The following is an 11449-nucleotide window of genomic DNA, read 5'->3' as shown; positions in this document are numbered from 1 at the left end:
ATTTTAAACAACCATGCGCCTGACCCCAAAACAGCACCAGATCATCGTCACCACACTGTGCCGTTACTTTGGCCAGAACAGCCGCATTCTACTGTTGGGATCGCGTGTGGATGACAACGCCCGCGGTGGTGACATCGATCTCTACATCGAGCCGGGACTGACTGATGCCGACCAACTTGAACATCACCACCGCCGGCACCGGCTACCTGGGCCTATCCAACGTGGTACTGCGGGCTTCTTATAACAGGCCGGAACTATGTTGAAAGTATCGGCATCAAAAAGGCTGGCATGTAGAGCTGGTATATTTGGCTCTGCCCAGTGTTGAATTGTCTCGTCAGCGTGTTGCTGAAAGAGTTAAGCATGGTGGTCACGATATACCACGGGAAGACCTGATGCGTCGGTTCCCCAAGAGTCTGAAACACCTGCTTCAGGAATATAGCCAGAAAGCCGATCATTGTGTCTGCATGATGAACCACCGGGATAAGCCGGAATTGGTATTTGAAAACTTCGGTGAAACCAGAGTAGTACACAATCCTGATATGCTGGATCAACTAACCAAGAGGTCCACCCAATGAGTACAACACAGCAGCCACAGCCCTGCTCGTCATCCACACTGTTGGCCAGTTTGGCACATGCCGTACAAGAAGAGTTAGAGAAAAAACGCAAGCTTGGTCACTACTATGTGACCGATGAAAACGGCCGTATCGTTTTCAAAGGAGATGATGCCCCTGCAGCAGAAACACACGCTGGCAAGTGAAAAAAACATGTATGCAGTAGAGTTTGAAGCTGGCAGCCCTCACCTATGCGCCTGACCCCAAAACAGCAACAGATCATCGTCACCACCCTGCGCCGTTACTTTGGACAGAGCAGCCGCATTCTGCTGTTTGGGTCGCGTGTGGATGACAACGCCCGCGGTGGTGACATCGATCTCTACATCGAGCCGGGACTGACTGACGTAGACCAACTGGTCGATGCCAGGCTCAATGCCATGGCTGAACTGCATACACTTTTGGGTGAACAGAAAATCGACCTGGTCATCAACCGCCATCACAGTACCAGCCTGCCGATCTACCGTGTGGCACAGGAAACAGGAGTCGCCTTGTGAAAGCCGATATCGCCTATAAAGGTGCACTCGACATCTGCAATACCCATGCAGAGCGCTTGAATTGGGCCATGGCCGAGCTCAAGCCCCATTTCCTGCTGACACCGGCAAAGCTGGCACAACTGACACCATTGGAACTGGCCATCTTTGACCAGTTTATCGTGCGCTTCTCCAAGCTACAGGATGCCATGGGCGCCAAACTGTTACCTGCGGTACTGGATCTGACCCAAGAGCAGGGCGAGCTAAGTGCATTCATTGACAAGCTGAATCGGCTCGAAAAAATCGGCGCCATAGAGTCCGCCAACGAATGGCTGCAACTGCGAGAAATGCGTAACCAGTTTGCGCATGATTATCCCGAAGACTCCGACATACAGGCCAGCCTGTTGAATAAAGCTTTCGGCCTCAGTGAGCGGATGTTGGTCATCCTGAAGGGTGTCAGTGATTTTGCTGAGCGTTACCAGCAGTAAATTTTACTGACCCAGTTTCGGGTACTGAATTCAGGACTTGATACGGAGGCAACGGAATGCCGATACTCTCAGTCTTTTTCGGGATCGTAGTGCGAATGTGGCACGATGATCATCCACCACCTCATATTCATGTTGAATACCAAGGCTATGAGGCGCTGGTCGCTATACATACGGGTGAGGTGCAGCAGGGTAAGTTACCGAACAAAGTTGCTGCTATAGTCAAGGAATGGTGCATGAACCATCAGCAGGAATTGCTCTTGAATTGGGAAAAGGCACAGCACTTTGAACCTCTTGAACGCATCAGAGGTGCGGATCATGATTAAAATTCTCAATGTCCATTACACAAGTCAATCATCGATTACACTTGAGTTCTCTGATGGCACAACGGCTGTTTTCGATCTCCAGAAGTACCTGTCGGAGCATGAAGGGCCGCTGCTGCAGCCACTGTGCGATACAGCCTACGCACAGAGACTGTTTATCGACTGCGGCGCCTTGTGCTGGCCAAATGGCTTGGAACTGTCACCAGCCAGGTTGTATGAGTACACACACGCAAAAAAGGTGGCCTAGTCTGACCCATGCGCCTGACCCCACACGCCATACATGCCATCAAATCCGCCGTTAGCGCCATCTTCGGCGCAGACGCTGAGGTCAAACTATTCGGCTCGCGCACAGATAACAACGGATATATTCTATTCTGATCCGAATTTAAGAGTAAAAACCACTCCACGGAAGGAGTTTGCATGAAAAAAATCATCATCTGTGCCGATGGCACCTGGCAATCGCCAGAATCCGATAGCGTTACCCACATCCTGCGTACTGCACCGCCGCGTCATACGCGAAGTAGAACCGGTACTGCACATCAGTGTGCGCCAACGCTGGCTGGATCAATCGGTACGCTACTCCAGCCCCGCACTCAGGGCACTGCTGGCGCGAGTGAATAATGACTGGGAGCGGGTAGGGGTGGTGGAGTGAACGAAGCTTTACTTTCACGATATTTCATTCAGAAAACTGATTTAGAGAATCCGATGTCGACACTTCAAGCCACCCTCGCCAAATTCAAAAACAAGGAAGCCGTGATCGGTATTGCAGGTCTCGGCTATGTCGGGCTGCCGTTGATGTTGCGGTACAGTGGCGTTGGCTACCGTGTGATCGGTATCGACATTGATGCTGAAAAAGTAAACCAGCTGAACACGGGTAAAAGCTACATTGAACACATCCCTGCAGAGAAAATTGCCGGTGCCCGTGCATCAGGCTTTGAAGCGACCACCGATTTCAGTCGTGCCGCCGAGTGTGATGCGCTGGTGATGTGTGTGCCTACACCGCTGAACAAATACCGCGAACCGGATATCAGCTTTGTCATTAACACGATGAATGCACTTAAGCCACATCTGCGGACCGGCCACGTGATTTCGCTGGAGAGTACGACCTACCCGGGCACCACCGAAGAAGAGCTGCTGCCGCGTGCAGAAGAGGGTGGTCTTAAAGTAGGGGAAGACCTGTTCCTGGTGTACTCACCGGAGCGTGAGGACCCAGGCAACCCGGACTTTGAAACCCGCACCATCCCTAAAGTGGTGGGTGGTCATACCAGGGCGTGTTTGGAAGTAGGCGTAGCCCTGTACGAACAGGCGATTGATCACATTGTGCCGGTCAGCTCAACAAAAGCAGCCGAAATGACCAAACTGCTCGAAAACATTCATCGTGCCGTTAACATCGGCCTGGTCAACGAAATGAAAATCGTAGCCGACCGCATGGGGATTGATATCTTTGAAGTGGTCGATGCAGCTAAAACCAAACCGTTCGGCTTTACAGCCTACTACCCTGGCCCAGGTCTTGGGGGGCACTGCATCCCGATCGATCCTTTCTACCTGACCTGGAAGGCGCGCGAATACGGTTTGCATACCCGCTTCATCGAGCTTTCCGGTGAGGTTAACCGTGCCATGCCGGAGTACGTGGTTGGCAAGTTGATGGACGGCCTGAACGATGCGGGCAAGTCACTGAAGAACAGTAAAGTATTGGTACTGGGTATCGCCTACAAAAAAAATGTCGACGACATGCGTGAGTCGCCGTCAGTTAAGATTATGGAACTGATCGAAGCCAAGGGGGGCATTGTGGCCTATACCGATCCGCATGTGCCGGTATTCCCGAAAATGCGCGAGCACCACTTTGACCTGTCCAGTGAGCCGTTTACAGCTGAAAATCTGGCCAGTTTTGATGCGGTGCTACTGGCCACAGACCATGATCGCTTTGACTACGACCTGATTAAACAGCATGCAAAGGTGATTATCGACAGCCGTGGCAAGTACCGTGAACCGGCAGCACATATCATCAAGGCCTGACAGCAAGGAACAGACAATCATGAAAAACTTTGCACTGATTGGTGCCTCAGGCTATATCGCGCCGCGTCACATGAAAGCGATCAAAGACACCGGTAACCACCTGAGCGTTGGCTACGACATCAACGACTCGGTCGGCATTATCGATAGCATTTCGCCTGCCAGTGAGTTCTTCACCGAGTTTGAGCGCTTTCAGGAGTACGCATGGCAGCTCAAACGGAATCCTGAAACAGCATTGAATTACGTGGCCGTTTGCTCGCCCAACTACCTGCACCATCCGCATATTGCAGCAGGCCTGCGCTTGGGGTGTGATGTGATCTGTGAAAAGCCACTGGTGCCGAGCCCCGACATGCTTGACGAGCTGGCGCTGGTAGAGAAAGAAACTGGGCAACGTGTCTACAATATTCTTCAGTTGCGCCACCACGACGCGATTCTCAAGCTGAAAGAGAAAGTTGCCAGCGAGCAGCACAGCAGCAAGTATCAGGTTGATCTCACTTATATTACCTCCCGTGGCAAATGGTACATGGAAAGCTGGAAAGGCGACCCGCGCAAGTCATTCGGTGTGGCTACCAATATTGGCGTGCACTTTTTCGATATGCTGCATTTTATATTCGGCAAGCTGGAAAAGAGCGTGCTGCATTTTGCCAACGACTACAAAGCGGCAGGCTACCTAGAGTATGAGAAAGCACGTGTACCCTGGTTCCTGTCAATTGACGCCAACGACCTGCCGGAAGAAGTGAAAGGCAAGCAGACGACTTTCCGAAGTATCAGCTGTGATGGTGAGCAGATTGAGTTTTCGGCCGGGTTTACCGACCTGCACACAATCAGTTATCAGGAAATACTGGCAGGTCGTGGCTATGGTATCGAAGATGCACGCCACTGTATTGAAACGGTGCATCATATTCGTAACGCTCAGCCGGAACAGCCTTCACCGGGCGAGGGCCATCCCTTCCTGAAAAAATGCCTTTAACGTTTTAAGTGTTCAACGCAAGTGAAAGTGTATGAACTATCAAATCCATGAATCTGCGATTGTCGACGAAGGCGCCCAGATCGGTGAAGGCTCACGCGTATGGCACTTCGTACATGTCTGTGGCGGGGCTAAAATTGGCAAGGGCGTGTCCCTTGGCCAAAACGTCTTTGTCGGCAACAAGGTTACCATTGGCGATCACTGCAAAATTCAGAACAACGTATCCGTCTACGATAACGTGCATCTGGAAGAGGGCGTTTTCTGCGGCCCGAGCATGGTATTCACCAATGTGTATAACCCCCGCTCACTGATTGAGCGCAAAAGCGAATACCGCGACACTCGGGTTAAAAAAGGTGCCACTTTGGGCGCCAACTGTACCATCGTCTGTGGTGTCACCATCGGTGAGTTCGCCTTTATTGGCGCAGGTGCGGTTATCAACAAAGATGTGCCCGCCTATGCGCTGATGGTCGGCGTGCCCGCCAAACAGATCGGCTGGATGAGCGAGTTTGGCGAACAGCTGGATCTGCCGCTGACAGGGCAAGGGCAGGCTACCTGCCAACACACGGGTACAATCTACACACTCGATGGCACTCAAGTATCGACGGCTGTGCTAGAGTCACCGCAATAACTTACGCATCAAAGCTTAGGTATGTTAGCCCATGCTGAACACTGTTTATATCCATCATTTTCGTTGCCTGCAGAACTTCAAGCTCAGTTTGAAAGATCAGCACTCAGTGTTGCTGCTGGGTCGTAACGGTGCGGGTAAGTCCAGTTTTTTTGATGCACTTGAGGTATTGCAGCAGATAGGCCGTGGTGTAACTCAGCTGAAAGATCTGATCAAAGTAAGCGATTTTGCGTTTGGCGAGACCTACAAACCCATTAGTCTTGAAATCAATGCCACACTTGGCAACCAAGTATATGAATATGTTCTGGAAATAGAACTACCGGAAAACTTCAGCCAGCCCAGAGTCAGGCAAGAATCCTTCAAGGTTAACGGTAGAACCAACTATCAACGCGAGTGTGGAAAGACTCAACTGGGTCGAAATGCAGAGTTTACTCTAGACTGGCACCATGTAGGCTTGCCATTGATCTCTACGCGTAATGATGATGAACCCATTGCACGCTTTCGTGAATGGCTTGCCAATATTCTAGTACTATCGCCGGTGCCCAGCGGGTTCGATGCGGCAAGTAAAGACGAAACAGCTTATCTGAGCCGCAATGCCAACAACACGCTGGATTGGGTGCGTCATCAACTGGCAGTTTATCCGGCACTCTATACCGATATTGCCGATTTCATGCAGCTACGCATGCCCGATTTTGGCAGCTTCAAATTTGTCACCACAGGCCGCGATGAAAAAGAACTGGTTTTCAAGTTCAATGATCCCGCAGGCAAGAGCGTGGAATTGAACTTCCAGCAGCTGTCTGATGGTGAAAAAATCTACTTCCTCACGGCAACCGTGCTGGCCGCCATCACCAACGAAGAATCGGTACTCTGTCTGTGGGACGAGCCGGACAACTATGTGTCACTGCCAGAACTCAGTCACTTTATCACCGCATGCCGCAAGGCATTTGAAAACAGCAAAGTGGCGTCTCAGGTGATCATGTCCAGTCATAACGCCAGAACCATAAACGAATTCTCGGAACACAATACCTTTCTGGTATCACGGCAATCTCACCTGCACCCTTCAAGACTGGAAGTTGTCTCAGAAAAGGAATACTTGAGTGCAACATTCATTGATGCCTACGAGAACGGAGAGCTCGACTAATGGCGGTGAATCGGCATAAAAAACATCTTGTGATCTATCTGGAAGACAGACCGTACCGTGGCATCGTCAATGGGGTGAAAACACTGCCAAACGTTAACGATCAAGTCATTGATGCGAGGCCGCCCTGTGGTGGTTGGGCCAAAGTTTTTGCGGAGCTGGAAGACAACCTGCGCCTTTTGAATGCCAAGCCTGAAATGCACGCCTTACTGCTCATGGACTTCGACAATGACTTTGAAAAACGTAAAAAACGTTTTGAAGATATGCTGAACCAGCATACGTGCAAGAATCGCGTTTTCCTTTTAGGTGTAGATGATAAAGAAAGCGAAGATCTGAAAGCAGCACTCAAGCAAAGCAATAATGAAGCAGTGGGAAAAATTTTGGTAGAACAGTGCCCTGAAGAAACCAATGAACATTGGAGTAACGCGCACTTGCGTTGTAACGCTGCCGAATTAAACCGGATGCAACAGATGGGTATATTCGACTGGCTGTTTGTTTGATTGCTTGAATTTATCAACGCTTGATATTCCACCCCCCATTAATGGTAGGCGCGGATTTACCCGCGATAAGCAGATGCAATTCATCGACTTGGCCGCCCAGCAAGCCCGCATCAAAGACAAGATTGACGCCAATATCCAAAAGGTTCTCGCCCACGGTCAATACATCCTTGGCCCCGAAGTAACCGAGCTGGAAGAAAAGCTGGCTGCCTTTACCGGCGCACAATACTGTATCACCTGCGCCAACGGCACTGATGCACTGCAGATCGCACAGATGGCACTGGGTATTGGCCCCGGTGACGAAGTGATCACTCCCGGCTTTACCTACATCGCCACCGCTGAAACCGTTGCCCTGCTGGGTGCCAAGCCGGTATATGTGGACGTGTGTCCCAACACCTACAACCTTAACCCAACCAAGCTGGAAGCAGCCATTACGCCAAGGACCAAGGCTATAATCCCCGTCAGCCTTTACGGTCAATGCGCCGACTTCGACGCTATCAATTCCATTGCCTCAAAGCATGGCATACCGGTCATTGAAGACGCAGCCCAAAGCTTTGGTGCCAGCTATAAGGGCAAAAAATCCTGCAACCTGACCACCATCGCCTGTACCAGCTTCTTCCCCAGCAAGCCACTGGGCTGCTACGGTGACGGTGGTGCCATCTTCACCAATGATGAAGCATTGGCGAAAGTGATTCGCCAGATTGCCCGCCACGGGCAAGACAAGCGCTACCACCATATCCGCGTAGGCGTGAACAGCCGACTCGATACCCTGCAAGCCGCAATTTTGTTGCCCAAACTGGAGATCTTCGCTGAAGAAATCGAACTGCGTAACCAGGTGGCTGCCTATTACACATGTTTACTGAACGAAGCCGGCATTCATACTGTTCCGTATGTTGAAGCTCAGAACACCTCTGCCTGGGCGCAATACACTATCCGCGTACAAAACCGCGAACAGGTGCAGCAAAAGCTGAAAGATGCGGGTATACCCACCGCCGTACACTACCCCATACCGCTGAACAAACAGCCGGCAGTGGCGGACGCCAAAGCAGAGCTGCCAGTAGGGGATGAAGTAGCGGAAGAAGTGATGAGCCTGCCGATGCATCCATACTTGAGTGAGCAGGAGCAGCAACGAGTAGTTCAGGCTCTGACCGAATGAGCACTACGAATTACCGCCCTGACATTCAGGGTTTAAGAGCCATTGCAGTCTTGGCTGTAATGGCTTTTCACTTTAACCCTGCCTGGCTACCGGGCGGCTTTGTCGGCGTAGATGTGTTTTTGGTGATCTCCGGCTTTCTGATCACCAGCATTTTGCTGCACAAAAAAGCACAGGCCGGCTACAGCTTGCCCCCAACGCTGAAATATTTCTACGCAAGCCGGTTCAAACGCATCGCCCCTGCCTATTTTGTGATGCTGGTGTTGGTTGCGCTTGTGGCTGCTGTTTTCTTTTTACCGCAAGACTTCAACACCTTTAAGAAAGGCTTGGAGAAAGCGGCCTGGTTCAACAGCAACAACTATTTTGCTGACTTTGGTGACTACTTTGCCCCGGTCAACCATGAGCAACCTCTGCTACACACTTGGTCATTGGCGGTGGAAATTCAGTTCTACCTGCTGGCGCCGTTTATGGTGTTGCTGCTGCCGATTCGCTGGTTAAAGTGGGTCTTTACCGGTTTATTGATTGGGTTAAGCGCTATAGCAGAATACCGTCTGCGGCTATTGGGCATCGAACAGGCTACCTATTACAGCCTTTATGCCCGCCTGCCAGAGTTTTTTGCCGGTGGTCTAGTAGCACTGTATGTAACAACAGTTTCGGGCGGCAAGAGCTCTTCGTGGCAGGGCACACTTGGACTGTTGTTAATTTTTATGGCCGCTATCGCGCAGCCGCTGCTGGGGCCTTTCCCAGGTATTGCTGCATTGCTACCCGTTGCGGGTAGCGTGCTGTTACTCAGCCAACCGGCACAAGGGTGGGCGGGCAAAATGCTGCGCTGCAAGCCCCTGGTGTGGGTCGGTGCATTATCCTACTCACTCTATCTTTGGCACTGGCCCGTATTAGCCTTTTTACGCTATTACACTGGGGAGGAAACCCTAAGCTTGGAGCTCAGCCTGTTGTTCGTACTACTGACGCTAGTGTTATCGATCATATCCTACTACGGGGTTGAGCGAGCTTTCAGAACTAAGAAAACTAACAAGAAACAAGCCATAGGGTGGCTACTATTAGCTGTTGGGGTAGTAGGAACATCTCAGGCTATGGCGAAAGTGAATGCCGTGTTTACACCGGAACAGCTGCCGATTGAATATCGACGTTACGCAGATCCAGAAACCATCTGCCATGGGAAAATCATTGGTGATTGTTTAAAAGGTGACCTGTCCAGTGACAGGGAAGTGTTGGTGCTGGGTGACTCCCACGCGGCAATGCTGAATCATTTTTTTGATTATCTGGGTAAAGAACTAGGATTTAAAGCACGTATTATAACTGCTAGTAGTTGTGTGACGATTCCAGGGTTTGATTACCAGAGAATTGCTGAATGGGCACATGAGCCCTGCTTAGCACAAATAGAGCAGGCCAAGCTTTATACAAACAAAGCAGAAATAATATTTTTGGCGGCGTTTTGGAGTTGGCACATGGAAAGTCGGGAGTTTAATCAGGCCCTTACTGACTTCCTGAGTAATGAAGTGAATCAAGCAGAAAAATACATTATTAGTCAAGAGCCATTACTTAACCGCCACCCCATGCGTAATCAAAGATTTACTCATTTAGGTTTTGGGAAAAAAGCAGGCCTAGATAAAGATTACCAGTTAACCAATCAACTGCTGAAAAATTTAACACTGCTTACTAATAAAACTAGCTACTTATCCCTAGATAATCTGGAAATATTTGAGCAGGCACCCATGTGGCAAAGTCATTTAATATACTATGATGAACATCACCTAAATGAAATCGGTAGTATAGAGTATGCTAGGCAAGCCCTTCCGATGATTTCAAAAGAAGTAATTAATGTTAACTAAGCTTTTAAAAAAAAACGAGTTTGCTAAAAACGTTATTACGTTAATGACGGGAACCGTATTAGCTCAAGCAGTACCTATTGCAATTATTCCTATACTTACCCGGATTTTCACACCCGAAGACTTCGGTCTGTTGGCTTTATACAGCGCCTTCGTTTCCATCTTGGGAGTAGTAGTAACTGGGCGTTATGAAATAGCTATCATGCTTCCAAAAAATAATGACGAAGCACGAGTCCTATTGCAAGTGTCTGTCTTGGTTGCTTTTTTCATTGCTATATTATTCAGTATTCCTATTTTTATATGGAATGTTGAGGTCGCTTGTTTTTTGGGTAATGAAGCTATCGCCCCTTGGCTGTACTTGATGCCTGCTTCAGTTCTGCTGACTGGTGTGTATCAAGCTTTAACTTATTGGAATAACAGGCAAAAGAAATTTATAAATACAGTAGTTTCGCGAGTGAGTCAAAGCCTGTTTCAAGGTATCGTACAAACAGCACTGGGTTTCGCTAAGATTACCGGCGGCCTTATTTGGGGGCAGTTTATTGGAATTATATTATCAACAACCTATTTGCTGAGAAAAGATAACAGCTACAAAAAAATACTCCAAAAAACAGAAGTGAGTGCCTTAAAGCAGCAAATGAAAAAGTATCAAAAATTTCCCAAGTACGGAATTGTTGGCGGTTTATGTGACTCAGGTGCTACACAGATGCCTGTTTTAATGCTGGCTAAGTTTTATTCAAGTACTGTAACCGGTATGTTCAGTTTAACCTTTCGTGTGCTAAATATGCCTACATCTATCATTTCATCGGCCATAGCACAGGTATTATTTCAAAAAATAGTGGAAATAAGCTACACAGCACCAGAAAAACTTAATGGCTACATTATAAAAATATTTTTTCTCTTGTTTGTACTTTACTTGCCAGCAGTGCCCATATTATTTGTTTGGGGCGATACGCTATTTGCGTTTGTTTTTGGTGAAGAATGGGGGCAGGCAGGAATCTACGCAGGTTACCTGGTAATAGCCGTTGCTATACGTTTTGCAGTAAGCCCTCTAAGTGCGGTACTTGGCTTAGAGCAAAACATTAAAAAAGGAGTGTTTTGGCAGGTGCTTTATTTTTGCACCATCACTTCAACACTATATTCTAGCTCATCGCTAACAGTTGAGCAGTTTATTCTGGCTTTTGTTATACACGAAGTTATTTTATACAGTATTTATTTGATGCTTATTTTAAAAGGCACCAAAGCAATTGCTTAAACTCAAACCAATAATTACCACCTAGCAGTCTGTCGGGTTTTCGATAGCCCTGTGAGATAATCCACCTG

The 11449-nt window shown here is 48.9% G+C and carries 15 protein-coding genes; all 15 read left to right on the top strand.

Annotated features, from left to right (window positions below):
* Positions 1–13 precede the first annotated feature (13 nt).
* Positions 14–244 (top strand): hypothetical protein, encoded by a 231-nt coding sequence (locus CFI10_RS13755; protein ID WP_206835381.1) that lies wholly within the window; start codon positions 14–16, stop codon positions 242–244.
* A gap of 327 nt (positions 245–571) precedes the next feature.
* Positions 572–757 carry a hypothetical protein gene (locus CFI10_RS13750; protein ID WP_206835379.1) on the top strand — a complete coding sequence of 62 codons (186 nt, stop codon included), beginning with the start codon at positions 572–574 and terminating at the stop codon, positions 755–757.
* 45 nt (positions 758–802) lie between these two features.
* Positions 803–1105: a nucleotidyltransferase domain-containing protein gene (locus tag CFI10_RS13745; RefSeq protein ID WP_206835377.1), complete on the top strand. Its 303-nt coding sequence runs from the start codon at positions 803–805 to the stop codon at positions 1103–1105.
* Positions 1102–1569, top strand: coding sequence for a hypothetical protein (locus CFI10_RS13740; protein WP_206835375.1), 468 nt, complete (start codon positions 1102–1104; stop codon positions 1567–1569). Before CFI10_RS13745 ends, CFI10_RS13740 begins: the two co-directional genes overlap by 4 nt.
* 56 nt (positions 1570–1625) lie before the next feature.
* A complete protein-coding gene (locus tag CFI10_RS13735; protein WP_277987728.1) occupies positions 1626–1892 on the top strand; it encodes a DUF4160 domain-containing protein in 267 nt (88 codons plus the stop codon).
* The gene (locus tag CFI10_RS13730; protein ID WP_206835370.1) at positions 1885–2136 is read left to right on the top strand and encodes a DUF2442 domain-containing protein; all 252 of its coding nucleotides are present in this window, start codon (positions 1885–1887) and stop codon (positions 2134–2136) included. The genes CFI10_RS13735 and CFI10_RS13730 overlap by 8 nt, the downstream gene beginning before the upstream one ends.
* Before the next feature lie 198 nt (positions 2137–2334).
* Positions 2335–2541: a hypothetical protein gene (locus tag CFI10_RS13725; RefSeq protein WP_206835367.1), complete on the top strand. Its 207-nt coding sequence runs from the start codon at positions 2335–2337 to the stop codon at positions 2539–2541.
* A gap of 53 nt (positions 2542–2594) precedes the next feature.
* The gene (gene wbpA / locus CFI10_RS13720; RefSeq protein WP_206835362.1) at positions 2595–3905 is read left to right on the top strand and encodes a UDP-N-acetyl-D-glucosamine 6-dehydrogenase; all 1311 of its coding nucleotides are present in this window, start codon (positions 2595–2597) and stop codon (positions 3903–3905) included.
* A 19-nt stretch (positions 3906–3924) separates the two neighbouring features.
* Positions 3925–4872, top strand: a complete 948-nt coding sequence (locus tag CFI10_RS13715) for a Gfo/Idh/MocA family oxidoreductase (RefSeq protein WP_206835358.1) — start codon at positions 3925–3927, stop codon at positions 4870–4872.
* A gap of 31 nt (positions 4873–4903) precedes the next feature.
* Positions 4904–5497 (top strand): acyltransferase, encoded by a 594-nt coding sequence (locus tag CFI10_RS13710; protein WP_206835355.1) that lies wholly within the window; start codon positions 4904–4906, stop codon positions 5495–5497.
* Positions 5498–5528: 31 nt separating this feature from the next.
* The gene (locus CFI10_RS13705; protein ID WP_206835352.1) at positions 5529–6635 is read left to right on the top strand and encodes an AAA family ATPase; all 1107 of its coding nucleotides are present in this window, start codon (positions 5529–5531) and stop codon (positions 6633–6635) included.
* Positions 6635–7132, top strand: coding sequence for a hypothetical protein (locus tag CFI10_RS13700; RefSeq protein ID WP_206835349.1), 498 nt, complete (start codon positions 6635–6637; stop codon positions 7130–7132). Before CFI10_RS13705 ends, CFI10_RS13700 begins: the two co-directional genes overlap by 1 nt.
* 73 nt (positions 7133–7205) lie before the next feature.
* Positions 7206–8285 (top strand): DegT/DnrJ/EryC1/StrS family aminotransferase, encoded by a 1080-nt coding sequence (locus CFI10_RS13695; protein WP_206835346.1) that lies wholly within the window; start codon positions 7206–7208, stop codon positions 8283–8285.
* Positions 8282–10132 (top strand): acyltransferase family protein, encoded by a 1851-nt coding sequence (locus CFI10_RS13690; RefSeq protein ID WP_206835344.1) that lies wholly within the window; start codon positions 8282–8284, stop codon positions 10130–10132. The genes CFI10_RS13695 and CFI10_RS13690 overlap by 4 nt, the downstream gene beginning before the upstream one ends.
* Positions 10122–11381, top strand: a complete 1260-nt coding sequence (locus tag CFI10_RS13685; protein ID WP_206835341.1) for a lipopolysaccharide biosynthesis protein — start codon at positions 10122–10124, stop codon at positions 11379–11381. The genes CFI10_RS13690 and CFI10_RS13685 overlap by 11 nt, the downstream gene beginning before the upstream one ends.
* Positions 11382–11449: the final 68 nt, after the last annotated feature.

Source organism: Marinobacterium iners (genome assembly GCF_017310015.1).
Classification (GTDB): domain Bacteria; phylum Pseudomonadota; class Gammaproteobacteria; order Pseudomonadales; family Balneatricaceae; genus Marinobacterium; species Marinobacterium iners.
The sequence above is the reverse complement of the archived record's forward strand: the minus strand, read 5'-3'. Positions and strand labels throughout refer to the sequence as shown.

Excerpts from the sequence above, each read along its gene's own strand:
- CFI10_RS13735 (WP_277987728.1), top strand. The coding sequence starts at position 1,626 with ATGCCGATACTCTCAGTCTTTTTCGGGATCGTAGTGCGAATGTGGCAC.
- CFI10_RS13715 (WP_206835358.1), top strand. The coding sequence starts at position 3,925 with ATGAAAAACTTTGCACTGATTGGTGCCTCAGGCTATATCGCGCCGCGT.
- CFI10_RS13755 (WP_206835381.1), top strand. The coding sequence starts at position 14 with ATGCGCCTGACCCCAAAACAGCACCAGATCATCGTCACCACACTGTGC.
- CFI10_RS13730 (WP_206835370.1), top strand. The coding sequence starts at position 1,885 with ATGATTAAAATTCTCAATGTCCATTACACAAGTCAATCATCGATTACA.
- CFI10_RS13695 (WP_206835346.1), top strand. The coding sequence starts at position 7,206 with ATGCAATTCATCGACTTGGCCGCCCAGCAAGCCCGCATCAAAGACAAG.
- CFI10_RS13705 (WP_206835352.1), top strand. The coding sequence starts at position 5,529 with ATGCTGAACACTGTTTATATCCATCATTTTCGTTGCCTGCAGAACTTC.
- CFI10_RS13685 (WP_206835341.1), top strand. The coding sequence starts at position 10,122 with ATGTTAACTAAGCTTTTAAAAAAAAACGAGTTTGCTAAAAACGTTATT.
- CFI10_RS13745 (WP_206835377.1), top strand. The coding sequence starts at position 803 with ATGCGCCTGACCCCAAAACAGCAACAGATCATCGTCACCACCCTGCGC.
- CFI10_RS13750 (WP_206835379.1), top strand. The coding sequence starts at position 572 with ATGAGTACAACACAGCAGCCACAGCCCTGCTCGTCATCCACACTGTTG.
- CFI10_RS13725 (WP_206835367.1), top strand. The coding sequence starts at position 2,335 with ATGGCACCTGGCAATCGCCAGAATCCGATAGCGTTACCCACATCCTGC.
- CFI10_RS13700 (WP_206835349.1), top strand. The coding sequence starts at position 6,635 with ATGGCGGTGAATCGGCATAAAAAACATCTTGTGATCTATCTGGAAGAC.
- CFI10_RS13710 (WP_206835355.1), top strand. The coding sequence starts at position 4,904 with ATGAACTATCAAATCCATGAATCTGCGATTGTCGACGAAGGCGCCCAG.
- CFI10_RS13690 (WP_206835344.1), top strand. The coding sequence starts at position 8,282 with ATGAGCACTACGAATTACCGCCCTGACATTCAGGGTTTAAGAGCCATT.
- wbpA (WP_206835362.1), top strand. The coding sequence starts at position 2,595 with ATGTCGACACTTCAAGCCACCCTCGCCAAATTCAAAAACAAGGAAGCC.